This window comes from Sutterella seckii, from assembly GCF_009183815.1.
Classification (GTDB): domain Bacteria; phylum Pseudomonadota; class Gammaproteobacteria; order Burkholderiales; family Burkholderiaceae_F; genus Sutterella; species Sutterella seckii.
The window spans coordinates 1-1,940 of record NZ_WEHX01000168.1; the positions used below are offsets into that span (position 1 = coordinate 1).

Consider the following 1,940-nt stretch of genomic DNA (forward strand, 5'->3'; position numbering starts at 1 on the left):
GCGCACGAAGCGCAAGTCATTTTCGTGGTTATTTCAGGCAATCGTTGCTGTTTTTAAGCTGCCTCTGGGTAGGGAGTAGAAAAACGCTGGAAGTTGACGTCAGGACTTCGAGCGTTTCGGAAGCATCGAACCCACCAAGTTCTTTTCGAACGCGAATTTCAGCTCGTATTACGACTTCTTGGTGAAGCATGAGCCCGAATATTCGGTGAGGCTCACAACCGCTCAGGCGAAGCGGATTGCCTGGGTTTCGAGAAAGCTCGGGAACGCCCTGAGGCCCTCCGAGGCGCTCGTTCTCAAGGACATCCTGGACGGGAAGGAAAACTTGGAAGTTCGCCTCGAGAGAAGGCTTCACTCCGAATACGGGTTCGAAGCCGACGAACGGCACCTGAAGTCGGTGGGGCTCATGCTCGCCAATGAATTCGAGCGCACGAAGGAGCTCAAAGAGCAGTGGGCCGGCGCTGAAATGATTTCCTTGACGAAGGAGGGCGGCTGGCAGGTCGCGGACTCCTTCTTGAAGGATCTTCAGGACGGTGTTGAATTCAAAGCGATGCTCGAAGCGCTTCTCGACTTCATCCTTGCGCGCGCAAAGCGCTTGGCCGCAGACCGGCTCCCCGGAACTTTTCTGAGGCTCAACGCCGCTTATACCTATGAAGATGTCTGCCGGCTCCTCGACTGGGGACAGAACATGCCGGCGCAGAATATCGGCGGGTACTGCTACGACAAGGATTCAGATACGCTTCCCATCTTCGTCAATTACGAAAAGGAAAGCAAAGCCATTCAGTACCACGACGAGTTTAAATCCGTCTCAACCATCCTGACTCTCTCAAAGACGAAACGCACCATCGAGTCGCCGGATGCCTTGCGCATGAGGAAGGTCAAAACGGAAAAGGCAGACTACAGCGCTACGGCAATCCACCTCTTCGTGCGCAGAAACAAGGACGACAAGGAAGCCAAGGCTTTCTACTATCTCGGTCAAATGGATCTTGCTGCTCCCTTGAATGAGGTGGAGCTCCCGGGAGCTCACGGAAGTTCGAAAGCTTTCGAAGCGCTCTGGACGCTGCGGCATCCCGTGCGTTCGGATATTTATGAATACATCACCGGAGAAAAAGCAAAGTGAAGCGAATCGAAGTGTGCGCGGCCATTCTTCATCATGAGGGCCGCATTCTTGCCACGCAGCGCGGCTACGGCGACTTTAAGGACGGCTGGGAATTTCCCGGCGGGAAAATGGAGCCGGGCGAAACGCCGGAAGAATGCATCGTGCGCGAAATCAAAGAGGAGCTCAATGTCGACATCGTTCCCGAAGCGCTCTTGACGACCGTGGAGTGCGACTATCCGGCCTTCCATCTCACGATGCACTGCTTCTGGAGCGCCATAGCCGCCAACGAGCAGGTGGAGCTGCTTGAACATGAGGCGGCGAAGTGGCTGCTGCCTGAAGAACTTGACGCCGTTCAATGGCTTCCCGCCGACCTGGAGGTCGTTGATTGCCTCAAGAAGCGATTGAACCCGCAGGGAACCGCATTGGAATAGGCCGCGGGCTAAGGAAACTCCTCAGAGCCTGATTGAGGGGCATTCTCTACAATCCTTGATATCCAGCAAAAGTCCTGATTTTCAACGATTAGGGCGCTTTTGCTGAAGCCAATCTCTCCGAAGGAAGAGGACTTTCGTCGAAAGACCGGTCGGAGAGAAGGCCGGCAAAGGAAGAAAAAGACGCCGATCGCCCCGGCGTCTTTCTGTTCGCAAAGCGAAAAAAGCGTCCGAGCAGAGTTCCTGAAGGTCAGGGGAATCTTTCAAATTTAAAAGTGAAGCCCTGAACCTCCGGCAGTACGGAGGAGCTTCCGCAACTTATTAACAAAGGTATTTAATAGTTGACGGATGGTGCTGTGTGGCGCTTGGGGTCAGGCCGCCTGTGCATAGAGGGTACTCTCATTCGTAAAACAGGC

At 54.3% G+C, this 1,940-nt stretch carries 2 protein-coding genes; both read left to right on the forward strand.

The window, feature by feature from the left end; genetic code table 11:
* Positions 1-181 precede the first annotated feature (181 nt).
* Positions 182-1,117, forward strand: a complete 936-nt coding sequence (locus tag GBM95_RS11575) for a DUF3427 domain-containing protein (RefSeq protein WP_193222701.1) — start codon at positions 182-184, stop codon at positions 1,115-1,117.
* Entirely contained in the window at positions 1,114-1,527 is a 414-nt protein-coding gene (locus GBM95_RS11580) for a (deoxy)nucleoside triphosphate pyrophosphohydrolase (protein WP_152159234.1), read from the forward strand. Before GBM95_RS11575 ends, GBM95_RS11580 begins: the two co-directional genes overlap by 4 nt.
* Positions 1,528-1,940: the final 413 nt, after the last annotated feature.